Source organism: Psychroserpens luteus (genome assembly GCF_015319355.1).
GTDB classification, from domain to species: domain Bacteria; phylum Bacteroidota; class Bacteroidia; order Flavobacteriales; family Flavobacteriaceae; genus Psychroserpens; species Psychroserpens luteus.
In genome coordinates this window covers 36,473-62,567 of the sequence record NZ_JADILU010000010.1, presented here as the reverse complement: position 1 = coordinate 62,567, position 26,095 = coordinate 36,473, and the positions used below count along the sequence as shown (strand labels likewise).

15 protein-coding genes are annotated in these 26,095 nt (G+C 32.1%); 13 read left to right on the top strand and 2 right to left on the bottom strand.

All coding sequences use genetic code 11. The features are described 5' to 3' along the window. Nucleotides 1-46 precede the first annotated feature (46 nt). The gene (locus tag IM744_RS19230) at nt 47-2,344 is read right to left on the bottom strand and encodes a T9SS type A sorting domain-containing protein (RefSeq protein ID WP_194509809.1); all 2,298 of its coding nucleotides are present in this window, start codon (nt 2,342-2,344) and stop codon (nt 47-49) included. 119 nt (nt 2,345-2,463) lie between these two features. Next, nucleotides 2,464-6,864 (bottom strand): DUF7619 domain-containing protein, encoded by a 4,401-nt coding sequence (locus IM744_RS19225; protein ID WP_194509808.1) that lies wholly within the window; start codon nt 6,862-6,864, stop codon nt 2,464-2,466. A 204-nt stretch (nt 6,865-7,068) separates the two neighbouring features. Between IM744_RS19225 and IM744_RS19220 the strand changes: the two genes are divergently transcribed. The 13 genes from IM744_RS19220 to IM744_RS19160 all read left to right on the top strand — a co-directional run bounded on the left by IM744_RS19220 (nt 7,069) and on the right by IM744_RS19160 (nt 26,094). Then, a complete protein-coding gene (locus IM744_RS19220) occupies nt 7,069-7,881 on the top strand; it encodes a TrmH family RNA methyltransferase (protein WP_194509832.1) in 813 nt (270 codons plus the stop codon). Between the two features lie 2 nt (nt 7,882-7,883). Continuing rightward, nucleotides 7,884-9,119: a M48 family metallopeptidase gene (locus IM744_RS19215; RefSeq protein ID WP_194509807.1), complete on the top strand. Its 1,236-nt coding sequence runs from the start codon at nt 7,884-7,886 to the stop codon at nt 9,117-9,119. Between the two features lie 219 nt (nt 9,120-9,338). Next, nucleotides 9,339-10,823: a pyridoxal phosphate-dependent decarboxylase family protein gene (locus tag IM744_RS19210; protein ID WP_194509806.1), complete on the top strand. Its 1,485-nt coding sequence runs from the start codon at nt 9,339-9,341 to the stop codon at nt 10,821-10,823. A 180-nt stretch (nt 10,824-11,003) separates the two neighbouring features. Beyond that, entirely contained in the window at nt 11,004-13,205 is a 2,202-nt protein-coding gene (locus IM744_RS19205; RefSeq protein WP_194509805.1) for a leucine-rich repeat domain-containing protein, read from the top strand. Between the two features lie 368 nt (nt 13,206-13,573). After that, on the top strand, nt 13,574-14,638 hold the full coding sequence (locus IM744_RS19200; protein WP_194509804.1) for a T9SS type A sorting domain-containing protein: 1,065 nt from the start codon (nt 13,574-13,576) through the stop codon (nt 14,636-14,638). 205 nt (nt 14,639-14,843) lie between these two features. Next, complete coding sequence (locus tag IM744_RS19195) at nt 14,844-15,971, top strand: hypothetical protein (RefSeq protein WP_194509803.1); 1,128 nt, start codon at nt 14,844-14,846, stop codon at nt 15,969-15,971. 275 nt (nt 15,972-16,246) lie between these two features. Continuing rightward, complete coding sequence (locus IM744_RS19190; protein WP_194509802.1) at nt 16,247-18,451, top strand: RelA/SpoT family protein; 2,205 nt, start codon at nt 16,247-16,249, stop codon at nt 18,449-18,451. Nucleotides 18,452-18,557: 106 nt separating this feature from the next. Further along, nucleotides 18,558-19,013 (top strand): Fur family transcriptional regulator, encoded by a 456-nt coding sequence (locus tag IM744_RS19185; protein ID WP_194509801.1) that lies wholly within the window; start codon nt 18,558-18,560, stop codon nt 19,011-19,013. A 7-nt stretch (nt 19,014-19,020) separates the two neighbouring features. After that, nucleotides 19,021-20,292, top strand: coding sequence for an adenylosuccinate synthase (locus IM744_RS19180; RefSeq protein WP_194509800.1), 1,272 nt, complete (start codon nt 19,021-19,023; stop codon nt 20,290-20,292). Between the two features lie 190 nt (nt 20,293-20,482). After that, on the top strand, nt 20,483-22,258 hold the full coding sequence (locus tag IM744_RS19175) for an OstA-like protein (RefSeq protein WP_194509799.1): 1,776 nt from the start codon (nt 20,483-20,485) through the stop codon (nt 22,256-22,258). Continuing rightward, nucleotides 22,258-23,439: an aspartate aminotransferase family protein gene (locus IM744_RS19170; RefSeq protein WP_194509798.1), complete on the top strand. Its 1,182-nt coding sequence runs from the start codon at nt 22,258-22,260 to the stop codon at nt 23,437-23,439. The genes IM744_RS19175 and IM744_RS19170 overlap by 1 nt, the downstream gene beginning before the upstream one ends. A 170-nt stretch (nt 23,440-23,609) precedes the next feature. Further along, nucleotides 23,610-25,013, top strand: a complete 1,404-nt coding sequence (locus IM744_RS19165; RefSeq protein ID WP_194509797.1) for a tetratricopeptide repeat protein — start codon at nt 23,610-23,612, stop codon at nt 25,011-25,013. Between the two features lie 85 nt (nt 25,014-25,098). Next, nucleotides 25,099-26,094 carry a DUF368 domain-containing protein gene (locus IM744_RS19160; protein ID WP_194509796.1) on the top strand — a complete coding sequence of 332 codons (996 nt, stop codon included), beginning with the start codon at nt 25,099-25,101 and terminating at the stop codon, nt 26,092-26,094. Nucleotide 26,095 lies beyond the last annotated feature (1 nt).

Here is a 26,095-nt window from a genome sequence, read left to right as displayed (position 1 = left end):
AGCCTTAGAAGTTATCTAAGGCTTTTTTTTATTAAAAATTTTAAAATTATTCTATAATCAGTTTTTTGATTAAACTTTTATTATTTGTGTTTAGTTTCACGAAATAGAGTCCGCTTTGTAAGTCTGCAATATCTAATTCAAGATTATTTCCTTCGGAAATGTGCTGCTCTAAGATGAGCTTTCCTTGGAGATCAATAATTTTCACGGTTACATTCCCTGAGTTATTAGTACTCAAACGAATCGTCACCAGATCGTTTGCTGGATTTGGAAACATATCAAAAAAGATAAAGTTTGAATCTTCTACAGATAATGCATCTTCAACAAATTCTGAATCAAAAAGATTTGTAATTACAGGAGCATTAAAATCAAAGAAAATTGACGCTGTATTAGGGATAATATCTCCAATAGCATATCCTGATTTTGGTTTAATTTTAAAGTACACAAAACCTTGACTTCCTTCTTCATCATCTTGCTCTGCTGGTAAATAAATATTATCAAATTGCCATGTGATTTCGTTATCTATTTTTGATAATGAATAGTTATGACTTGATCGTAACATTTGAAAGGTGTCTTCATTTAAACTAGCATCGAGAGCATCTTCAATTCTAACTGTAATAGCATCTGCTGTACCTAAATTTTGAAAGCGAATGGTGTAGTATAAAAATTCATCGGACGAACTAAAATCGTCATATACTATTTCTGGACCATGTGACTCCATCTTATCATTAGGGTCCCAAGAACCTACAACAATTTGAGCTAATTCTGACGTGTTATTTAATTCAAAATCATCGTTGCCAGACATTGTGTATGTCACTGTATTATTGACAACTTGCCCTAGCTCAACGCTAGCAGGACAATATAATCTGACATTTATATACTCAATATCACCAGGTTGTAGATTTGTAAAATCTAATGTAAAGCCATTACTAGTGTATGTGACCACATGATTTGGGTTTGTTTGGTAATAGGTCTCAACAAATTCAACTAAATCATCGGCAACAAACTCAATTGTCCCAGAATTAATTGTAGAAAACCCAAAATTCTCAATATACACACGATTTATATAATGAAACCCTGGTCTTGGTTGCTGAGCAAAAGGTGATAAGAGATACACGCCAAGATCTTCACACATTAGGTCATTTGTAACTGGGAAATTTATTTCTAGAGCTTCATTGCCAGTTACTGTGATATTACTTACTGCATTTGTGGTAATTGTATAACAATCTTGATAACCTTCATATAAATTATATGTTATCTCGTAACTATTACCTTCTTCTGCATTGGCTATATAATAGTTACCGTCTGTAGACACTATTTCATTTATAATTCCGCTATTATTAACTTCATAAGTGTAATAGCCATTTCTAAAATTTGCATCATTTCCATCAAATATGTCATTATTATTTTCATCAAAAAAAGCTCTTCCGCTGATACTACCAGCAAAATCAGCGCAAAAGACGTCAAACTCTATGAGTTCAGAACTACCATCAGCACAACTGATACTATCATTTGATTCTATTCTTACTGAAATAGAACTTCCTATGGATTGAATTGTTAACCCTTCAAGATCTCCATTATTATCGCCATTAAAAAGTTGTGTCGCTCCATCTGAATCAATCACGATTACTTTATCAATATTTAGTTCTAATTGCCCTGAATTAAACACCACTGTTAGAGGCGATCCTATAGGGTTAAAAAAGTTGTATTGCTTGACAGAGTTATTTGGATAACAGTATTCAATATTTAGAGGAACTGGACCACATAATACTTCAAGGTCTTCACAGTTTGGATCGAGAATTAAATCAAAATCCACAACAGTAAAACAACCTGTAACAGTGTTTTCTATTCTAGCCCAAATGGTTTGAGGATTAGCACTATTTACATAAGGACCAACTATAGGATTAATGTACTGTTCTGCTGAGACTTGAGAATCAAAATAACTCACATACACTTCGGTTTGATTTCCGATAATTTCAAAATCTTTAGATGTAAGATCAAAGGTTCCGAAACCATCTAAATTATTGTCACATAAACTAAAATCTGTTAAAGTTTGCGCTATGGGATTTGGATTAAAAGTAACAACTATATCATCTGTAAATGTGTCGCCTTCGACTTGCACATATACTTCATAAATATCAGTATAATAAACAGATAAAGTTGACGACACCTCACCTGTTATGATGAAACCATTTCTGTACCATTCATAAGTTATTGCTCCTGGAGTAGTTGCATCTAAAACAACTGTGTTTCCTTCACAAGATTCTATATCAGCACCTAAATCAACCTGAGAAAAACTAAATAGTGAACAAAGAATAAAAAAGACAATTAGTACTTTTAGTTTCATAGTTTTGGTTTTTATTTGACACTTTAAGTCAACATAATGTATATAAATATAACACTTTGTTTTTTAAACAAAAAGCCTCAGAACTGGTCTGAGGCTTTTAAAACATTATTTAATTACTATTATTCAATAATTAATTTTTTTACTAGTTCTTTAGTTCCAGTATTTAGTTTCATAAAGTACATTCCACTTTGTAAGTCTGAAACATTAAGCTCTAGGTTCTGTGTTTCAGAAATAGAATGCTCTAATACTAATTTGCCTTGAATATCATAAACGCTAAGATTAGCATTTGAAATATTGTTTAATTTAATATTCAAGATGTCTTTGGCTGGATTTGGAAACATATCAAAGGATATAAAGTTTGAATCCTCTAAAGATAATGCATCTTCAACAAATTCTGTATCAAAACGATTTGTAATTACAGGAGCATTAAAATCAAAGAAAATTGATGCTGTATTTGGGATGATATCTCCAATACCATATCCTGATTTTGACTTAATCCTGAAATAGACAAAACCTTTACTAGCTTCTACATCATCTTGCTCTGCTGCCAAATTAATATCCTCGAAAAACCATTCTAAATCAGAATCTGTTCTTGTCACCACATAATCATGACTCGACCTCAACATTTCAAATGTTGTTTCATCTAATTGACTATTCAATGCATCGTCAATTCTAACAAAATCGGCAGCTGCTGTTCCTAAATTTTGGAAACGAATGGTATAATATAAATACTCATCTGATGCTGCGAAATTATCGTAATTCACTCGTGGTCCATGAGACTCTCTCATATCATTTGGATCCCAAGAACCAACAATCAACTCAGACAATGTTGAGTAATTATTGGTTGTTACCAAATCATTACTATTAGTAACATAATTTGCTGTATTGGTAACAATCTCACCTAAATCTACAGTTGCAGGACAGGTTAATGAAATATCTATATATTCTGTAGTTCCAGGTTGGAAGTTTACAAAGTCTACTGTGAATCCTGTTGCAGTAGTATTAATTGTATAGTTAGGATTCACATTTGTAACACCATTATAAATTAGTAATGGGTCAACAATAAATTCTACTGTACCTGAGGTAATTGTTGTAAATCCTAAGTTTTCTAACACGAGGATATTTTCATGACTAAAACCAGGTCTTGGAGGTGTCCAATTATTAATTAGATATACAGCAAGGTCTTCACAACTTTGTTCTTCTACAACAGGAAAATCAACAGTTTCTGTTGTACCATTAGTAACGCTTATATTTTCAAAAATACTTGTTGTAATTTCATAACATCCTGCAGATTCCTCGTATGGGTTAAACGTGATGTCATAAACATCTGTTTCATTTGTAGTAACAATTTGAAATGAACCCGTTGAAGAATTTACGATATTAATATTTCCGTCGTTATTGATTTCATAAGTAAAATAACCGTTAGAAAAATTAGGTTCTGCTGTATCAAAAATTGCATTTGCATTTGCATCTACAAATGCGTTAACATCTATTATTCCTACGGAAGTTGAGCAATACACGTCAAAATCAAACTGCTCTGTACAGCATGAACTACCAGATGCGCAACTTATAGAGGTATCTGTATCAAAAGCTATAGTAATTGTTTCTCCTGTAGATGTATAACTCAATCCAGAAAAATCACCATTATTCCCATAAGTTAAATTTGGATTCATTATAGAACCATCTGAATCTAAAATATAGACTTCATCATAGTCAACTTCTGCACCTCCTGAATTAAAATATATCGTTAATGGACCTCCATTGTCACTTTGAAAATTAAACTCTGTAGTATCAGAATTGTCATAACAAAACATTGTGTTTAAACCTCCATCAGCACAAACTACAGTTTGGTTAGGGTTTGATCTTGTTGTAAAATTTTCTTCTGTACAACCTGTAGCATCTCCATTATCATTGTAAGCTATAATGGTTACATAATATGTTGTTTCATAATCTAGAGTACCAATATCATAGGTTAAAACATTTCCTACGTCTTCGTTATCAAAAACTTCTGTTCCGCCAGATGTAATACCAACAGATAACTTATAACCTGATACCAAACCAGATGACATTGTCCATGATAAATCTATATTTTCATTCACATCAACATCACCATTAATTGGACTTGTCAAGACAGAAGTACAGTTTGGTACTGCTGTAGCATCAAAACAACTCACATCATAATCAATTGGATTGTAATTTTGATCTGCACACGCAAAAACATCATCAGAGTCTACGTAAATTGTAAGTCGGTCGCCAGTTGACATAAATGTTAATCCTGTAAGGTTTCCATTATTTCCGTAGCCACTATATATAACAGTTCCATCTGAATCAATAACTGTCAATTCATCCCAATTATCTTCTACTTGTCCAGAATTAAAAGTCACTTGCACTGGTGAACCATCTACACTAACATATGTGTATTCATCTGCAGAACTAAGTGCATAGCAATATGTCGTGTTCACTGGCGCTTCACCACAATCAATTTCTATTGGACAATCTTCTATAATAAGATTAAAATCACTAAACGCAAAACATTCATTGTCAAGATTACTTACTCTTATATAAATCGTTAGAAGGTTTGTTGTCGCTGTATATTGATCTGGATTTGAAATCGCATTAACTTGATTAAACATAGCATTGAAGTTATCATAAAATGCAATCTCATAATTATTTGGATCTAAACCATTCAATACTTCTGGTATAACGTTTGTTAAATCAAAAACACCATTAGCAGCACATGAAGACAAACTTTGTGGTGTTGCAATAGCTGCACCTTCTCCTTCACTAACTAAAACTTCTGCATAAGTTGAACAACCACTTATTGGATCTGTAACAGTAACTGAATACACACCAGCATCAAAAACTATGATTTCTGAATCTGTTAAACCATTACTCCATAAATACGTGTATTGATTAGTTGCACCACCTGTTAAAATTGGTGTTAGAACTATTTCTGTTCCAGAACAAATTGTATAAGGCTCATTAAAAACGACTGTCGGATTCAAATTAAAATTCACATATAATTCTATAACCGTATTATCTCCAGTTGAATTTTCTTCAATTCTTACAAAAACTGTAGAGGAGTTACCACTCACAATAAAATTCTCAGGGTTGATTATTGGGTTTATTTGAGCTTCTGCATTTGTCATTGAATTGTAATAACTAAATGTATAATCTGCAATATTTTGACCATTAATCATATTAGTTTCTTGCGTTGTTAAATCAACATCAACTGTAATATTTGGATCATCAGCACAAACATTTATGTTTGCAGATGATGCATAAACACAATTAACATCTACAATAAGTTCCATGAAACCAATTGATGAACAATCTCCAAATATAGTAGACACTCTAACATAAACTACTTGACTTAATGGAGTGATATTAACATAAGGAGAAGATAAAGGATTAACATTATTAGCTGCATCACTCTCTGTTTCATGAAATGTAACTATAACTGTTGAGTTATCCACACCATTTATAATTTCTTGAGTTTTGGTGTCTAAATCAAAAAGTGCAAAACCATCATTATCATCATCACATACTACTAATGGTGAAGGTTGTGTTACAAAACTAAAATCATTTATAAGCACTTCAAAATCTGTAAAAGAATCACAGAAATTTGAAGAGGACACATATAATTGATAATAACCCGTTTGAGTTACTTCTAATGTAGCGTTATATTCATTTGGAATAACAAATCCATCGTAATACCACTGATAATTGAAATTAGGATCGTTTAATCCAGAATCTACAATAAGCGTAGACCCTTCACAAATCTCATAAATCTCTTGAAGATTAGGTTGAGGAGCAATATTCACAATAAGATCAAAAGATGCTTGCTGCATATTACCTGTAGTATTATGCATTACGTTAACAAATATTGTTTGTGGATTAGTGACATTTGTATAAGGACTGGCTAGTGCATTTATTACAGCTTCTGCATCTTGCTGTGTTTGATAATAAGTAACTTCATAATTATTAGGACTCAACGATCCTAAAATTTCTGAATCCTTTGCTATTAAATCAAAATCATAAACCCCATCTAAGTCATTATCACAAACCAGATAGTCTGTGGGTTGATTAATTACAAAATCTTGTACTGTACAAAGAACTTCAGCAGACCAACCTGTCGTTGTACCAACAGCATCACTAATAAATGTAATGGTTAAACAACCAGAAGCATTTTCTGCGGTTACAAATCCGGGACTATCTACTCCAGAATACGAACCAATTAACGGACTATTTATGGTATCACCATCATAAATACTTAGAAAATCTGCGTTGAATTGCGTTGAAAATTCTAAAAATTCAATAGACACTAATTCGTTATCATTTGACGGACATAAAGTCAATGTAAGGTTTTCATTATTACCATAATTAGCAGTAGAACTTCCTGAGTCTGTTAAAATAAAATCACACTCTGTCCAAGAACCATTTTGCATGGTTAGGTCTTGGGCATTAATAAAAGTTGTAAAGAAAAGGGCAATTAGCGGAATGAGTAATTTTGTTTTCATAAATAAGAGTTTGATCGGTTGTTACAAGTTTCAAGTTACAAATCTAAATCGAGTGATGAAAATTTGTGTCACTATTATAACAGCTATATTCTTAATTTTCCTACCCTTTGATTAAAACGCAGTAATTCTATTTATAGATTAACGCAGTATATGTTTGATAAAATGTAAATTTGTTCTCTTCCAAACATTTTGAATTTTAACATAATGCAGTATAAAGAAATCACGAGCGTACAAAATCAACTAGTAAAACAAATTCTTGTTTTAAAAGATAAATCTCGTGAGCGTAAAAAAACAGGTCTCTTTATTATTGAGGGTCAGCGCGAATTAATGCTAGCCACAAAAGCCAATTATAAGATTAAGACTGTATTATTTTATCCAGATTTGGTTTCTGATGATGATTTAAATTCTTTAATATCTTCGGAAATTGAACGCATCCAAATCTCTAGAGATGTATTTGAAAAATTGGCTTATCGTAGTTCTACAGAAGGTATTATTGCTATTGCTGAAATGAAACAGCATAGATTGGAAGATTTAATCCCGATTGTTTCGGGACCAAAGAAAAACCCATTAATACTCGTTGCCGAAGCTCCTGAGAAACCTGGAAATATTGGTGCCATCCTTCGTACTGCTGATGCTGCTAATGTAGCTGCTGTGATTATTGCAAACCCAAAAGGAGATTTATACAACCCAAACATTATAAGGTCTAGTGTTGGTTGTGTGTTTACAAATCAAATAGGTGTTGGTAATACAGATGAAATCATCGCATTTTTAAAAGCGCATGAAGTTTCTATTTATAGTGCCATTTTACAAGAAGCAGTTGATTATCACAAACAAGATTACACGCAATCTACCGCAATTGTAGTAGGTACAGAAGCTACTGGTTTAAGTGATGCATGGCGACTTGCTTCTACTCAAAATATAAAAATCCCTATGCAAGGTGAGATTGATAGTATGAATGTGTCTGTCGCTGCAGGAATTTTGATTTTTGAGGTAAAGAGGCAGCGTAATTTTAAATAAATATGACATCTACTACACTATTTTACATTATCATTTTTATAATCGTTATCAATTTCATTATTGATAAAGTTTTAGATTATCTCAATGCAAAAAATTATGACAATCCAATTCCGAAGGAATTACAAGATGTCTACGATGAGACAGAATATAAGAAATCGCAAGCCTATAAAAAGACCAATTATAAATTTGGGATTTGGAGCTCCTTATTTTCATTGGCGCTTACTTTAGGGTTTCTCTTTTTTGACGGATTTGAATACGTAGACAACATCGCAAGAAGCTATAGCGAAAACCCAATTGTGGTTGCTTTAATTTTCTTCGGAATCATTATGCTGGGAAGCGATCTTATTTCTACACCTTTTAGTTATTATAAAACCTTCGTAATTGAAGAACGTTTTGGATTTAACAAAACCACCAAGAAAACATTTGTACTTGATAAGATTAAAGGTCTTATCATGATGGTAATAATTGGAGGCGCAATTTTAGCGCTCATTATTTGGTTTTACGAGCAAACACAAGAGTTATTTTGGTTGTATGCCTGGGGAATTGTAACAGTGTTCACTGTGTTTATGAATATGTTTTATTCCAAACTTATTGTTCCGTTATTTAATAAACAAACACCTTTAGAAGATGGAACTTTGCGTGATAAAATTTCAGAATATGCAAAATCTGTTGGGTTTAATCTCGATAAGATTTTTATCATTGATGGCTCAAAGCGTAGTACAAAGGCTAATGCGTATTTCTCTGGTTTTGGTAGCGAAAAACGTGTGACGCTTTATGACACCTTAGTGAAAGAATTAGATGAGGAAGAAATTGTTGCAGTCCTCGCACATGAGGTTGGACATTATAAAAAGAAACACATTGTTTTTAATTTGGTAGCTTCTATTGCTTTGACTGGATTGACTTTATTTATTTTGTCTGTATTTATTTCAAATCCGTTATTGTCAAATGCGCTTGGTGTTGAAATCGCAAGTTTTCATGTTGGTTTAATTGCCTTTGGTTTGTTGTATTCTCCAATTTCCGAAGTAACAGGTTTATTAATGAATCAACTCTCTCGTAAATTTGAATATCAAGCAGATGATTTTGCAAAAAACACCTATAAAGCTGAGCCTTTAATAACTTCACTTAAAAAATTATCTAAAAATAGTTTGAGTAATCTAACGCCTCATCCAGCTTATGTATTGATGCATTATTCTCATCCTACGTTGTTGGAGCGTGTTAGGAATTTGAGAAAAAAATAGTAGTACCTTAATTCAAAATACAGAATTTCTACAACTGAGGATTAGAAAGATTTTATTTAAGAATAGCATAACTAGTTATAATCTATTTCTAGTACTCAATCTATCTGGGAAAACCTACAAATTCCTCCTCTCCCTAATTTTCTTTTGTTAACTTAGTTCCATTCAATACAACTTATTATAAAAGAGCACGCTAGTCAAAGACCAACTAAAACAATCAGAATGACGAATAAACGAGAAAATTCGATTGAAATTAGCAAAGCAGAATTTCAAAAAATGGGCTATAAACTCATTGATACTATTTCTGACTTCTTTGATAACATTTCAGATAAACCAGTAACAACAAGCAAATCACCAAAAGAATTGCAAAAATTGCTTGGTGATTCTTCCTTACCAAAACATGGATCAGCAGCAGCAGACTTATTAACTTCTACATCAAAATTATTATTAGATAATTCTCTGTTTAATGGTCATCCAAAATTTTTCGGATTTATAACCTCCTCACCTGCTCCTATTGGAGCTTTTGCAGATTTACTTGCATCTTCTATTAACGCTAATGTTGGCGGACAAATATTAAGTCCAATAGCTACGGAAATAGAAAAACAAACAATTAAGTGGTTAGCAGAATTTATTGGTGTCTCACCAAACTATGGAGGCGTTTTGGTTAGTGGAGGAAATATGGCTAATTTCACTGCCTTTTTAGCTGCAAGAACTGCAAAAGCTCCTAAAAGCATTAAAGAAGATGGCCTTTCTAACTCAAAACAACTCATTACTTACTGTTCAAAATCTACACATACTTGGATTGACAAAGCAGCCATTTTATTTGGACATGGCACTAAATCTGTACGTTGGATTCCTACAGATGCCTCCAATAAAATGAACAATCAAATTTTAGAACAAACCATAAAAGATGATTTAAAAAAAGGGCACCAACCATTTATGGTTGTTGGTACTGCAGGAGATGTGAGCACAGGTGTTATTGATAATCTTGAAGCTATTGCTGCTATATGTAAAGCCAATGATTTATGGTTTCATATTGATGGTGCTTATGGAGCTCCTGCTGCTGTTATTCCTGAACTAAAAGAGTTATTTAAAGGAATAAAAGATGCAGACTCTATTGCTCTAGATCCTCATAAATGGTTATACAGCCCTTTAGAAGCAGGTTGTACTCTAGTCAAAAATCCAAAACATCTTATAAACACGTATAGTTCACATCCTGAATATTACAATTTCAGTTTATCTGAAGAAGGTGGATCACTAAATTACTTTGAATACGGATTACAAAATTCTCGTGGTTTTAGAGCCTTAAAAGTTTGGCTTGCGTTACAACACATTGGAAACGATGGTTATATTAAGCTCATAACAGAAGATATCGAATTGTCTAAATACTTCTATGAATTGGCAAATAAACACCCTGAAATAGAGCCTGTAACCCAAAACTTAAGTATTGCGACATTTAGATATATCCCTAAAGATCTTGAGAAAATGGATAAAAAAAGAGACACCTATTTAAACACCTTGAATGAAGAATTAGTAAACAATTTGCAAGAAGGTGGTGAACTCTTTTTATCAAATGCGATAGTCTTAGAAAAATATTGTCTGAGAACATGTATTGTGAATTTTAGAACTACAAAAAAAGATATTGAAGAGAGTATTGAAATAATAGTTAAAGAAGGTCGAAAAACTCATGAACAACTCAAAGCTTAATAACATTAGAAAGTAATAGTATATTCAATAAAAACTAAATTATCATAGAAGAAGTCATTAATTAAAATCTAGTAGACCATTTTATTGTAATAATTATCTTACTTTAAAAAAAATGCATATATTAGAATATAATTATATATGATTTTCAGATCTATTAGAAACAAATAAAATCAAATTGCTATGAAAAAAATTACTAGATTAATTCTTCTCCTTTTAGTTTCGTTAACTCTTCAAGGTTGCGAAAATGATGATGATATTTCTCAAAATGGTAATGATCCAGGCTCAAACGCCAATGATCTCATGTTTCAAAATGAAAACTTCGGAAATGTAACTACAGGAAAATTCATAGGTCTCATAAAAAATGAAGCTGGTGAGAACCTCTCTAACGTTCAAATCACAATTGGAAACTCCATTGCTTTAACTGATCAAAATGGCTTTTTTATTATAAATGATGCAGAAGTTTTTGAAAATTTCGCATATATAAAAGCGTATAAAGATGGTTATGTTAATGGATCTAGAGTTGTGGTGCCAAAAACAGATGGTGTTAATAGGATAAATATTGTTTTACTAAAAAAAGAGGTTACGGCTACTATAAATTCTGGTGAATCTTCTGTTGTTTCATTATCTAATGGAGTTACTGTTGGATTTAATGGCGATTTTATAACATCGGATGGAAGTCCATATAATGGTCAAGTTGAAGTTGTTTTACATTCAGTAGTACCAAATAGTAATTCATCTTTTGCACAAATGCCTGGAAGCTTGTTTGCACAAACAACAACTAATGTAGCTGTTGGCTTAGAGTCTTATGGCATGTTTTCTGTAAACTTATTATCACCAAGTGGAGAACAATTAAATATAAGTGAGAACTCATCTGCTTCAATAACATTCCCAATAGACTCTAACCAGTTAGATAGTGCTCCAGACACGATACCACTTTGGTATTTTGATGAAACCGTTGGGTATTGGAAAGAAGAAGGTCAGGCCATAAAAAGTAATAATAAATATTTTGGTTTAGTAAGTCACTTTTCTTGGTGGAATTGTGATATCCCTTATGATTATGTGAACCTTTGTTTTACTATTAATTCTGGCACTACAGATGCATCAACCCCTTACGTTGTTGAAATAAAGCACAATACTAATCAACTTATATTTTCTGGAGATGTATTGTCTCAAGATGGAGAAGAATGCGGTTTCATTCCTCAAAATGAAGACATTACGATATCTATTTATAGTACAGGACAAGAATGTAATTATCAATTAGTTCATGAACAAGTATTAGGCCCTTACAGTTCAGATTCTAGTGTTAACATTTCGTTTTCCGAAGAATTTCAAACCACAACACTGTCTGGAACAGTGACCAACTGTAATGGTACACCGTTAACTAATGGTTATGCTTTCATTGATGAATTTAACACATTCAGCATTACCGACGGAATTATAAATATAGGATTACAACATTGTACAACGACAACAACTCATGTTCAAATATTTGATTTTGATACCAGCCAATGGACCATATCAAACGAGATTACTTTAAATGGGGAAATCATAAACCTTGGGTCATTAAGCACATGTGAAGATATTGGTGGTATATTTAATGGTAATGTTACATTAACGAACCAGGCAGAGGTCAATGAGTTTGGAGTGTTTAGTTTTGTAACTGTAGATGGTGATCTTCGTATTGGAGGTGAAAATAGCGATATTGTTGATTTAACGCCTTTGGAAGGTTTATCAATAGTGAATGATAATGTTAGTGTTTTTGCAAATGATAATTTAGAATCTCTCAATGGACTACAAAATCTTGTAACTATAGGAAACGGTTTATTTATTAGTAACAATGCTTTATTAACCTCAATCTCTGACTTAAATAATATAAATAGTCTAAATAGATTATCAATTACAAATAATGATGCTTTAACCTCTCTTGAAGGTCTGAATAATTTATCCAATATTGATGGTTCTTTAACTTTAGAGGATAATGATGCACTAACATCTATTGCTGTTCTAGGTAATTTATCTAATTCTTCAGGTATTTATATAGAAAACAATGATGCTTTGACCACATTAGTTGGGTTAGAACAAATTACTGAAATATCCTTTTTATGGATAACATACAACGAAGCATTAATTGATTTAAATGGCTTAGATAATTTAACGTCTATAAACGTAAGCCCCTTCTTCTCTTCAATACAATTTTTAATAGGATTAAAAGGTCAGGATGATGGAACTTCAACACCAGCACCAAATCCTAACTTATCAAATTTTTGCGCACTAGAGAATTTATTAGTAAATGGTAATGGCTTGGCTATTCCTATTGGAATTGCAAATAACGCCTACAACCCATCATCTCAAGATATCATTGATGGTAATTGTGTTGAATAATAAAAATTAAAATGTAGTTTAAAGGGTTTTGCAAACTTCTTAACGCAAAACCCAACAAACCCATTGCACAATAAATATCTTATGCTTACTTTAGTTCTATGATAAAAGATCCCAAAAGATAAAGAATCACATCATTTTTAATTTGATTGCTTTTGGGTTGTTGTATTTGCTAATTTCCGAAGTCAAAATTTTAGTGATGAATCTATTCTAACATAACAGAACAATTAGCTACCTCTCTAAAACCTGTTTAAAAATAGTTTGAGTAATTTAGCGCCTCATACTGCCTATGTTTTGATGCATTATTCGTATCCTACGTAGTTGAAATGGGTTTGGGATTTCATAAAAACAGCTTATAAAACAATCACATCATGTTAAAAAAAACATCAAAAATCATTGTTCTCTTCTTGACAGTTGTAAGTACTGCTCAAGAGGTAGAAGTTGTAGACGGACTTTTAAATCCGTTAAATCTTGCAGTGCATAATGATGATCTATACATTTGTGATCATTCAGGAAATAATATAGGACAAGGAACAATTTCAAAAATTAATCTAACTGAAGAAAATCCTGTAGTGGTTGATTTAGTTACAGGCTTAATTTACCCAAGAGCAATAGGGTTATATGGTAATGATCTTTATTTTTCAAATGGTACTATAAGTAAGTTTGATATTACAGAAACAAACCCAGTAGTTGAAGACATCATGTATGTGAGTTCTACTTATGCTTTGATTGAAATTGATGACTTTCTTTATATTGCTGGTGATAATTCTATTTCTAAAATTGACTTAACGAGCTCAAATCCGAGTCTTATAAATGTAGTTAGTCTACCTGCAAGACCATTAGCTTTCGCATATCGTGATGGTTTATTATATTTTGGATATGGCACTAAAGTAGCCAAGATAGATCCAACGCAAACGAATCCTGTTCCAGAAATGGTCATGGAAAATCTAGAATCTAATATCTACTCATTGATTTTTTATGAGGACAAACTTTTAATTGGGATGAGTTTAATTTCTAAAATATCTATGGTAGATTTTAGCCAAGACCCACTTGTTTTAGAAGACTTTATGAATACCGAAATTGGACGTCCTACTGCTTTCGCTATTCATAATGATGACCTTTATGTTGCTGGAGGTATTGGTAATAATATATTTAAAATTGAGGACTTAAGCATGCTGTTAAGTGTTGATGAAGTTCAACCATTTATAGCATTAAGTATATATCCAAATCCTTCTAGTGAAAACATAAAAATATTAGGTATAAATCGAAAATATACTTTTGAAATATTAGATTTAAACGGACAGCTTGTTTTAAAAGGACAAAGAGATGAGGCTATACAAAATATTAATATTGATAATTTATCATCTGGGCTTTATCATATTAAAATATCTGATAATACATCAAAAGCACACGTTTTAAAATTTATAAAGCATTAAAAATACAGCCCAATAAGTCCATTGTACCATAAATATCTATGATGCATTATTCTCATCCTACGTTCTTGTAGATCGTTAAAATCTACGTAGAACTACGTATTGACTTTGTTAAAAAATTTGTCGAACTTCGCTAACTGTAGATATCACCAATTGAAACAGGTGATATCCTAAGACGTTAGGTGCAAACTAAGGTAAAATTGAAAAAATGTGGACAAACGAAGAACTTCTTGACAATTGCCATGACCAACTCAAAATCCTAGCTACAAACTGTTTTGAATTTGATAATGGTGAACAATTTTTTGGACTTGAGATTTGTCATAGATTAAGAGTTTTGCTACATCATACAATTCCTAATGGAACTTCTCATTCTATCATAAATCTATTAAATCTTGAATCAATACAATTTTTGAGTACATATGAGGATAGATCTATGGTCAAAATCACTACACCTGAGGGTATAATGTCAGCAGTATATGGATTAGTAAAATCAACTTCTGGACAAATTAGTCTATTTGATTTTTTTCCTTATCTAGAAGATATTAGAAAATCAGAAAACCTTGAATTTAATAAATGGTGGAAAGAAGAAATTGTTTGTAGTCATGAGAATAAATTTTCTTTTACTAGAAAAAAAATTGTTGTGGATATTTTTGCTAACAAAACAGGAGGAAGTCATTTAGACCCAAATATTATTAGCTCTTCATTAGACGTATACAGATTAGAAAATCATATTATTGGATGGAATACTGCTGATAAAGAAAATAATCCATTAAAACATTCTATATCTCCATTCCTAGCAACTGCAAGGCAAATAGCTCATGAATTATTTAGAACGCTCGTTAAAGAAGATAAATTTAAAGACCTAATAAATCAAATCTATTTTTCAAAAATTGATAGTTATAAATTAATTGGTCATAATAGAAATAATTGGCAAAGTTCAGCCAAGTCAGATCAAATAATTAATAGTGTTGGTGACTATTTTAGTATAATTGCAGGACAAAATAATGAACCAATTGCCATAGGCTTGTCCTCATATAAATTAAAAAATAAATTTGGCCCTAAGGATTTAGAGTTTGGCATCATTGGTTATCATAATGGCAAATTGGGAATTATTGAAAATGGGATTGAGTCTAAAACTTTAATTAGTTATGATCAAGATGATAAACTAGGTATATGCATAGGTAAAGAGGATGATATAAAAATTCAATTTCTTCAAAATGATATTATCATTCATGAAGTAAAAAATCAAACTTTAAAAAAATTCAAAATGTGTTTTATACTTAAAGATCGTGGTTCGATCAAAAGTCCAAATTTAGAAAAGAACAAAAAGTTTTAAATCGTCAACACCTAACACCGTGTATAATTAATTGCTTTGGTCGTTGCTTATTTGAAAAATTCCTTCGGAATTTTCTCGCGTTCGTTTTTGTTTACTAAATTAGTTGCTTAAACTCACAACTAACCATATACAAAACCGTTAGCTAAGCATCAAAAAATGTACTTTCCTGAAATAGGTTGACTAAAATAATCCAATTATAATAGTTTCATAAATTTCTCAAAACAAAACCCAACAAACCCATTGCACAATAAATATCTTATGCTTACTTTAGTTCTATGACAGAAGAAGCCATAGAAAAAGAAAATGCAGAGATAGCAAAAGCCTACAAAAATCTTCTCAAAGTAAGTTATCAAACCCTTACTAAAGAAGATAAAAAACTCATTCGTCAAGCGTTTGAAGTGGCTTTAGATGCACATAAAGATCAGCGTCGTAAATCTGGAGAAGCCTATATTTTCCATCCTATTGCTGTGGCAAGAATTGTAGCTAGTGAAATTGGGTTAGATGCAACAAGTATTGCTGCTGCCCTACTCCATGACGTTGTAGAGGACAGTCCTGACTACACAAAAGATGATATTGCTCGTCTCTTTGGAGAAACTATTGCTCGTATTGTTGATGGATTAACAAAAATCTCATCCCTTAGTAAAGAGACAGATGTGTCTACTCAGGCAGAGAATTTTCGTAAAATGCTATTGACACTTAATGATGATGTACGTGTCATCATTATTAAAATCGCAGATCGTCTCCATAATATGCAAACTATGGACTCGATGCGACCTGATAAGCAAGAGAAGATTGCTTCGGAAACGTTATACATCTACGCTCCTTTAGCTCACAGAATAGGTTTGTATAATATCAAAACCGAACTCGAAGATCTCGGAATGAAATATACCGAACCTGAAGTATACAACGACATCTTAGAAAAGATGCATGAGAGCAAACAGGAACAAGATGAATATATAAAATCGTTTTCTAAGGTTATTGTAGACTCATTAGACAAAGAAGGTTTAAACTATGAAATAAAAGGACGACCAAAATCTATTTATTCTATAAGAAAGAAAATCTTAAAACAAGGTGTAGATTTTGATGAAGTGTATGATAAGTTTGCAGTTCGTATCATCTATAAATCAGATTTTAAAAACGAAAAATTCCTCGCTTGGAAAATCTATTCTATCGTCACAGATCATTTTACTCCAAACCCAACCCGTCTTCGTGATTGGATTTCTTCACCTAAATCTACAGGCTATGAAGCACTTCATATTACGGTTATGGGACCAAAAAATAGATGGGTTGAAGTACAAGTTCGTAGTGAGCGCATGAACGAAATTGCAGAGAAAGGCTATGCTGCACACTATAAATATAAAGAAGGAAACACAGAAGACGCTCTAGATACTTGGATTAATAAATTACAAGAAGCTCTAGAAAGCAACGAAACCAATGCAGTTGACTTTGTTGAGCAGTTTAAACTTAATCTATATTCTAAAGAAATATTTGTATTCTCACCAAAAGGAGATATAAAATCATTACCAAAAGGTGCAACACCTCTTGATTTTGCATTTAGCGTTCATACACAAGTAGGTATGAAAACTAGAGGCGCAAAAGTTAATGGTAAACTCGTACCATTAAGTCATGAGCTTAGTAGTGGAGATCAAGTAGAAATCCTAACTTCAGAACACATCAAACCCAACCGTAATTGGTTAGATTATGCAACAACAGCTAGAGCGCTTAGTAAAATAAAATCGGCACTCAAAGCAGATAAAAAAGATCTTGCTGAAGATGGTAAAGAAATACTGAGACGAAAACTCAAACAACTTAAAATTGCACTAGACGAGAAATCAATCAATGAAATGGTCACTCATTTTAAATTGAAAACTAGTTTAGATCTGTTTTATCGTGTTGGAATTGGCACCATTGACAACGCTATGCTCAAAGACTATGCATCGTCTAGAAGCAATATGTTTATGAGTTATATCAAGAATAAAATTCGTAAACCTTCTGTTGCGCCAGATATTGATAAAGATGAGATTACAGCAAAATATGATCAGATTGTTTTTGGTAAAGAAGAAGAAAAATTAGATTATAAATTATCAACGTGTTGTAATCCTATTCCTGGAGATCCTGTATTTGGGTTTTTGACGATTAATGAAGGTATAAAAGTTCATAAAAAGAATTGCCCAAATGCTTTAAGCATGCAATCAAATTATGCATATCGTGTCATGATTGCAAAATGGATAGATTCTTCGCAACAAGAATTCGCCACTCAAATAAAATTGTCTGGTATTGATAATTTAGGATTAGTGAATAACATTACACAAGTCATCTCTTCTAATATGCATGTGAATATGAAAAGTATTAGTTTTGAGACTGATGATGGTATTTTTTCTGGTAAAATAAATGTTGTTGTTCCTAATAGTACAATGTTAAAAAAGCTCATCGATAATCTTAAAAAGATTAACGGAATCGACAAAGTAACAAGAGTTTAAAACCTAAAAACAAAGCTTCCTTTTTTTAGCTAAATTTTATAATTTATTTGGTGTAAAAATGTGTAAATTTGAAGCTTGATGGAATGAAACTCCACACGAGTTAAAAATGAGTAAAAAAACAGAACAGACTAACCAAGAGATTGTAAAAAACGTTTTTACTAAATTCTTAGAAGATAAAGGTCATAGAAAAACACCTGAACGCTACGCGATACTTCAAGAAATTTATGATAGTGAAGAACACTTTGATATAGAATCTTTATATATCAAAATGAAAAATAAAAACTATCGTGTAAGTCGTGCTACACTTTACAATACCATTGAAATTTTAATGGAATGTGCATTGGTTAGAAAGCATCAGTTTGGACAAAACCAAGCGCACTATGAGAAATCATATTTTGATAAACAGCATGATCATGTTATAATGACAGATACTGGTGAGGTTATCGAGTTTTGTGATCCTCGCATTCAAACCATCAAAAAAACGATTGAAGAGGTTTTTGATATTTCTATCTCTAACCATTCTCTTTATTTCTACGGAACAAAAAATAAACCAAATAATTAATTACACAATGGCAGTAGATCTACTACTAGGATTACAATGGGGCGACGAAGGCAAAGGAAAAATTGTTGATGTACTCACCTCCAACTACAACATTATTGCTCGTTTTCAAGGAGGACCAAATGCAGGTCATACTTTAGAATTTGACGGAATCAAACATGTATTAAGAACAATTCCTTCTGGAATTTTTCATAAAGAGTCTATGAACGTTATTGGTAATGGTGTCGTTATTGATCCTGTTGTGTTTGTTCAAGAGTTAGATGGTTTAGACCAATTTAAATTAGACTACAAATCCAATTTAATTATTTCTAGAAAAGCACACGTCATTCTACCTACACATCGATTATTAGATGCTGCGTCAGAAACCTCTAAAGGAAAAGCCAAAATTGGTTCTACTTTAAAAGGTATTGGTCCAACTTATATGGATAAAACTGGTCGTAACGGAATTAGAATTGGTGATCTAGAACAAGACAATTGGAAAGAAAAATACAGAGCACTTGCTAATAAGCATGAAGCTATGATTGGATTCTACAATGTAGATATCCAATATGATTTAAGTGAAATGGAAGAAGAATTCTTTGCTGCTGTAGAGCGACTAAAAGAATTACAATTTATAGATAGTGAAGAGTATTTAAACGAAGCATTAAAAGCTGGAAAGCCTATTTTAGCAGAAGGTGCTCAAGGGTCTCTTTTAGATATTGACTTCGGAACATATCCGTTCGTGACATCCTCAAACACTACTGCTTCTGGAGCATGTACAGGTTTAGGTGTTGCGCCAAATAAAATTGGTGAAGTTTTCGGAATTTTTAAAGCTTACACAACTCGTGTTGGTTCTGGACCATTCCCTACTGAATTATTTGACGAAGTTGGAGCCGAAATGGCTCGCATTGGTCGTGAGTTTGGAGCGGTTACAGGAAGACCAAGACGCTGTGGATGGTTAGATCTTGTTGCGCTTAAATATGCTTGCCAAGTCAATGGTGTGACTCAATTAAGTATGATGAAAGGTGATGTGCTTTCAGGGTTTAAAACCTTAAAAGTATGTACAGCTTACAAATATAAAGGTGAAACAATTACACACTTCCCATTTAATATAGAAGAAGAAAACGTCACTCCTATTTATACAGATTTTAAAGGTTGGAAAGAAGATTTAACTAAAATGCGAAACGTTTCAGAATTCCCTTCAGAATTAAATGAATACATCGCCTTTTTAGAAAAAGAATTGGAAATCCCTATTACTATAGTTTCTGTAGGTCCAGATAGGACTCAGACTATTAATCGTTAGGATTGAAAATTAAACAAAAATATAAAGAGACATTACTAAAATAATGTCTCTTTTTTTATGCTTATTTGTTTATTGATTTCTAATTAGCATTCAGTCAAAATGCGACAACATCAAAAAAATCTACTAAAAATCTGTTAAGGCATATATTTCCGAAGAGATAATAGTTATTTTTGAAGCAAATCAATTTACCTTGAATCTAACGCTTAAACATATACTACTTTTTACATGTTGTTTTTTAACAGCACTCTCCTATGCGCAACAACCTAAGAAAATCTTAATAGAGTATTCTGGTTTTACTGTGCGAGATTCACTAAAAGGAGAAAACATCACAACTTTTGTACGTAGTGATTTAGGTCAAATCCATATCATTCATGAAGGTATAGACATGTGGTGTGACAAAGCATTGTATTACCAAAGTGAAGATTTTATTGAAGCGTATAGTAACGTGAGAATGAAACAAGGTGATACTATAAATATGACTTCAGATTATGTAGAATATAGTGGTATTACTCAACTAGCCATTGCAGCTGGAAAAGTTATTTTAACAGAACCACAATCTACACTTACTACAGATACACTCTATTTTGATCGTACAAAACAACAAGCGTATTATAATAGTAAAGGTCAAGTTGTAAGAGATTCATCTGGAACTATCACAAGCCAGATAGGTCGTTTTTACATGAACGAGAGCAAGTATCGTTTTCTAAAAGATGTCGTTTTAGTAAATCCTGAATATACTCTAGAAACGAATCAACTCGATTTTTATTCTGAAACAGGCCACGCATTCATGTATGGTCCTTCTACAATTATTGGTGAAGCTAGTAAAGTATATTCCGAACGTGGGTTTTATGATACCAACAATGACATTGGGCACTTTATAAAAAACTCAAAAATAGATTATGATAATCTACAAATAGAAGGCGACAGTTTATATTTTGATAGAAACCGAAGTTATGCTTCCGCAGATAACAACATCACCATTACAGACACTGTCAACAAGACCATAATTAAAGGACATCATGGTGAAGTTTTTAGAGCTAAAGATTCCTTATTTATTACAAAGCGTGCGCTAGCAATAACTGTTCAAGAAAAAGATTCTCTTTACATCCACGCAGATACATTGATGGTTACAGGAAAACCAGAAAACCGTATTACTAGAGCGTTTTACAATGCAAAGATGTATAAAAGTGATATGAGTGGTAAAGCAGATTCTATTCATGCAGATCACAAATCTGGATTGACACAACTCATAAACCTCAAACGTTTTAATACTGGAGATGCCTTTTCTATTCAAAGAAAACCTTTGATTTGGAATTTAGGTAACCAAATGTCTGGAGATTCTATACACCTAATTTCTAATGTTGAAAAAGAAGAACTAGACTCTTTAAAAGTATTTAATAATGCATTTTTAATAAGTAAAGACACTATAGGTGATGGTTTTAATCAAATAAAGGGTCAAAAATTAATTGGTCTTTTTGAAAACAATGAACTCTATAATGTTGATATCATTAAAAATGCTGAAATCATATTCTACAGTAGAGATGATAAGGATACTTTGGTTGGTATAAACAAATCAAAATCGGGAAGTATCAATCTCAAATTTGATGGTCCTTATAAAATTATTACGCTATTAAATCAAGTAGATGGCGAGATTTATCCGGAAAGCCAATTTCCGAAGAATGCCAGAAAATTTAGAGGATTTGATTGGCGAGGTGACGAACAACCAAAAAGTGTTGAAGATTTATTTAGTGATGATCCTCCCTTTTCGCTCCCTATAATTAAAGGATTAGATCCTTTTGTGGAAGATGAAGAATTTATTGATGAAGCCCTTTTAGAGCGTGTTGAAAAAGCAGGTGAGAAAGATAAAGATGAGATCAATAAAGCTGGACGACAATTGCCTAAACCAACTACAACACTAAAGGCAGCTCAAAAACTCAAAAAACCTTTGGTAAAAGAAGGGAATTAATGACATCAGATTTTTATAAATATCAAGCACAAACGACACCTCACCCATTGGGAATGAAAATTTCACATGCTGAAGGTTCATATATTTACGACTCCAATCAAAAAGCCTATTTAGATTTTGTTGCAGGCGTTTCTGCTTGTAGCCTAGGTCATAGACATCCAAAGGTTATTGATGCCATTAAAGATCAATTAGACAAATATTTACACGTTATGGTTTATGGAGAATACATCCAAGAACCTGCTGTAGAATTGGCTAAGTTGTTGGCTGCACATCTTCCAAAGTCATTAGAAAAAACATATCTAACCAATTCTGGTGCAGAGGCTATTGATGGTGCATTAAAACTTGCTCGACGTGTAACTGGAAGAAGTGAAATCATAGCAACACATCACGCTTATCATGGTAATACCATGGGAGCATTGAGTGTTATGGGCTATGAAGAGCGTAAGCAACCGTTTAGACCATTAATTCCTGATGTAAAGTTTATAACATTTAATAATCAGGATGATTTATGTCATATAACGTCAAAAACAGCTGCAGTTATTTTAGAAACCATACAAGGTGGTGCTGGTTTTATAGAACCTAAAGATGGTTACTTAGAAAAGGTGCGAAAACAATGTGATGCGGTTGGAGCTTTATTGATTTTAGATGAAATTCAACCAGGAATTGGACGTACAGGAAAATTATTTGGGTTTGAACACTACAATTGTACACCAGATATTTTGGTTACAGGTAAAGGTTTAGGTGGAGGAATGCCAATTGGTGCATTTACATCGTCTTCTAAATATATGGATTTGTTGCAGGATAATCCCAAACTTGGTCATATTACAACGTTTGGTGGTCACCCAGTTATTGCAGCTGCTGCATTGGCTACTTTAAAAGAAATTACAGAGAGTGATTTAATGTCTCAAGCCTTAGAAAAAGAGCAATTAATACGTCAGCATTTAAAGCATCCTTTGATTTCTGAAATTCGCGGACGAGGATTAATGTTAGCTGCAATTACCAATTCCGCAGACATTACAAATGACGTTATTTTAAGGTGTCAAGACGAAGGATTAATTCTATTTTGGCTCCTCTTTGAACCATGCGCCATCAGGATTACGCCTCCTTTAACAATTTCAAATGATGAAATCATCAAAGGTTGTATGATCATAACTCGTGTTTTAGATTCTATTTCGGTATAAATCACTATCAAATTTCAGACTGATAAAAGGCTGTTTTTTAATTAATTAAAATGCGCTACCTTTACATTAACTACAACTGTTAACTATTTTGTTAAAAACATTAAACCAAAAAAAACAAAACCCAACCTTGATAACTGTACATTTATTTAAACAAACAATGCTATTTGCTTATGGAGTTTGGTCTACCTGAAGACAACAATAATATCTCGCTTAAAAAGTTTGAATCGATGCTCAAAACGAATAACGTTTTGTTCTTTGATTCAAGCGAGTTTGAAAACATTATTCATCACTATTTAGAAATAGGGAAAATAGCGTTAGCCAAAAAAGCGATCAAATTAGGTCTTGACCAGCATCCTTCATCTATCAATTTAAAGTTGTTTCAAACTGAAATTCTTGTCTTAGAAAACAAGTTTGATGATGCAAATAAAGTTCTTGAAACACTTCATGTTTTAGAACCTACCAACGAAGAAATTTATATTCAAAAAGCGAATATACTTTCTAAACAAGATGATCACGAAAAGGCAGTAAATACGTTGTTGATTGCTTTAGATTTAGCTGCTAACGATGAAGGTATTGGTGATTTGTATGCTTTAATAGGTATGGAATACTTGTTTTTAGATCAATTTGAAAATGCTAAAATATACTTCAAAAAGTGTCTGAATATTGATTTAGAAGATTACTCAGCTTTATATAATATTATTTATTGTTTTGATTTTCTAGACGAAAATGAAGATGCCATTACATTTTTAAATACATACTTAGATAAAAACCCATATTGTGAAGTCGCTTGGCATCAATTAGGTCGTCAATATGTGACGATTAAAGAACTAGACAAAGCACTTGCAGCTTTTGAATTTGCAATTATTTCAGATGATAGTTTTGTTGGAGCTTATCTAGAAAAAGGTAAAGTTTTAGAAAAGAAGAAACAATATTTAGAAGCTATAGATAATTACAAAATAACCTTAGCATTAGATGAACCAACATCATTTGCATTGCTTAGAATTGGTTATTGTTATGATAAGTTAGAGAAGTATGATTTAGCGGTTCAATATTATTATAAAACAGTACATGAAGATCCTTTATTAGATAAGGGTTGGATTGCTATTACTAAATTCTACAACAAACAAAAAAACTATCAAAAAGCCTTATTCTATATCAATAAAGCTATAAATATAGACAGTGAAAACGCTGCATACTGGAAACTTTATGCTCAAATTAATTCTCGTCTTAACTTTCTTGAAGAAGCAGAACGTGGTTACAAGAAAACCTTAGATCTAGGTAATTACGAACTTCAAACGTGGTTATCACGAGCAGATATCCTTATTGCTTTAGGCGAATATGAAGCTGCTATTTTAAATTTAATCCAAGCTTCAGAATTTCATCCGGAAACTGCAGAAATAGAATTTCGTTTAGCTGGTTTAAACTTCACACTTCATGAGCATAGTAAAGGTCATTATCACCTTAAAAATGCGGTACTTTTAAATTGTGAGTTTGAATATATTATTGAAGAATTATTTCCTAAAGTGATGCAAAAGCCTACAGTTAGAGAAATTATCTTAGCAGCTAAAAAGTAATCTCTACTCCTATTTTCCTTTTGTTTTATTAGTTTAAAAAACGTTTGGTATTTCATACCTTTACTGCTTGTTATCAAATTTAACTATGCAAAGACAATTTAAAGATTACTTTATCATCACACTTAAAGGAATCGCCATGGGAGCAGCAGATGCAGTTCCTGGAGTATCAGGAGGAACAATAGCTCTTATATCTGGAATTTATGAAGAATTAATTTCTACAATTGCTAATGTAAATTTATCATTGGTAACTACCTTAAGAAAAGAAGGTTTCAAAGCATTCTGGACACAAATTAATGGAAATTTTTTATTAGCATTATTAACAGGTATTGGTGTTAGTTTTGTTGTGTTTATGCGAATTGCAAAATATTTGTTAGAGCAACATCCTATATTAATATGGTCATTTTTCTTCGGATTAATTATTGTAAGTATATGGTTTGTTGGCAAACAAATTAAAAAATGGAATATTGCCAATATCATTTCTCTGATAATTGGTGCTATTGCTGCATATTATATTTCTACTTTACCATCTTTAGGAGCAAATGATAATCCGTATTTTCTATTTATAGCTGGAGCTATTGCTATTTGTGCAATGATTTTACCTGGAATTTCAGGCTCATTTATTTTGGTTATTCTAGGAGCATATAAAACGCTAAGTGATGCACTTCATGATTTTGATATAAAAAAGATTGCCATTTTTATGACTGGTGCAGTCCTTGGATTGTTGACTTTTAGTCGCGTTTTAAAATGGCTATTCAAAAATTATTACAATACCACTTTAGCGCTACTAACTGGATTTATAATAGGTTCACTTAACAAGGTTTGGCCATGGAAGAAAACGATCTCCGTTTTAGATGATAAAACTGGTGCAATTGAAGAATTTATTAAAATTTCAGATGTTGGTACATTATCTATTTACCAACAACAAACCAATGATTTTGAAACCTATAAAACCGTTTTGGAAGAAAGTATTTTACCAAGTTCTTATACTGGAGACTCACAAATATGGCAAGCTATTGCTTTAATGATTTTTGGATTTTTAACCATTTTTATTCTTGAAAAAGTAGGCGCTAAAAAACAATAGA

Bases quoted from the DNA above. Each gene is read 5' to 3' on its own strand.
- IM744_RS19230 (WP_194509809.1), bottom strand. From the start codon at position 2,344: ATGAAACTAAAAGTACTAATTGTCTTTTTTATTCTTTGTTCACTATTT.
- IM744_RS19225 (WP_194509808.1), bottom strand. From the start codon at position 6,864: ATGAAAACAAAATTACTCATTCCGCTAATTGCCCTTTTCTTTACAACT.
- IM744_RS19220 (WP_194509832.1), top strand. From the start codon at position 7,069: ATGCAGTATAAAGAAATCACGAGCGTACAAAATCAACTAGTAAAACAA.
- IM744_RS19215 (WP_194509807.1), top strand. From the start codon at position 7,884: ATGACATCTACTACACTATTTTACATTATCATTTTTATAATCGTTATC.
- IM744_RS19210 (WP_194509806.1), top strand. From the start codon at position 9,339: ATGACGAATAAACGAGAAAATTCGATTGAAATTAGCAAAGCAGAATTT.
- IM744_RS19205 (WP_194509805.1), top strand. From the start codon at position 11,004: ATGAAAAAAATTACTAGATTAATTCTTCTCCTTTTAGTTTCGTTAACT.
- IM744_RS19200 (WP_194509804.1), top strand. From the start codon at position 13,574: ATGTTAAAAAAAACATCAAAAATCATTGTTCTCTTCTTGACAGTTGTA.
- IM744_RS19195 (WP_194509803.1), top strand. From the start codon at position 14,844: ATGTGGACAAACGAAGAACTTCTTGACAATTGCCATGACCAACTCAAA.
- IM744_RS19190 (WP_194509802.1), top strand. From the start codon at position 16,247: ATGACAGAAGAAGCCATAGAAAAAGAAAATGCAGAGATAGCAAAAGCC.
- IM744_RS19185 (WP_194509801.1), top strand. From the start codon at position 18,558: ATGAGTAAAAAAACAGAACAGACTAACCAAGAGATTGTAAAAAACGTT.
- IM744_RS19180 (WP_194509800.1), top strand. From the start codon at position 19,021: ATGGCAGTAGATCTACTACTAGGATTACAATGGGGCGACGAAGGCAAA.
- IM744_RS19170 (WP_194509798.1), top strand. From the start codon at position 22,258: ATGACATCAGATTTTTATAAATATCAAGCACAAACGACACCTCACCCA.
- IM744_RS19165 (WP_194509797.1), top strand. From the start codon at position 23,610: ATGGAGTTTGGTCTACCTGAAGACAACAATAATATCTCGCTTAAAAAG.
- IM744_RS19160 (WP_194509796.1), top strand. From the start codon at position 25,099: ATGCAAAGACAATTTAAAGATTACTTTATCATCACACTTAAAGGAATC.